Raw genomic sequence first — 391 nt, forward strand, 5'->3', positions numbered from 1 at the left:
GGTCGGTGGTCAGCAGCTTCTCGGACGGCTCACCCAAGGCGATGATTTGCATGATGCTGGCGGCGGCGTTGTTCGGCTTTACCGTGCGTACCCTGGCGTCACCCAAAACATCGGTTGCCGGATAATCACCGCATCAAGCCCCAGACGAGACCCTGAAGCGGACTACGCACCAGGGTCGCAGCCGTTATCTGTCTTGCCGGCTTATTCCGTTGGCTTATCGGCAAGAGGCGGAGTTACAAACGGGTATTGCCCATCCCAGTCGCGATAGTTGAACACCTGGCCCGCCTTGCGCACATGGGCCAGTTCAGCCAGATCCAGGTCGGCATAACACCAGCCCGGCTGGTTGGTGGCTAAGCGGGTGATGATGCCGTCATCCGGAAAACCATAATCC

Annotated in this window: 1 protein-coding gene; it reads right to left on the reverse strand. The window is 59.1% G+C overall.

Going from position 1 to position 391, the window contains the following annotated elements:
* Nucleotides 1-201 precede the first annotated feature (201 nt).
* Nucleotides 202-391: hypothetical protein (locus tag Q4563_RS16775; RefSeq protein WP_442903772.1), on the reverse strand; the 190-nt coding region annotated here is incomplete at its 5' end.

The sequence above is a fragment of the Gilvimarinus sp. 1_MG-2023 genome (genome assembly GCF_030548285.1).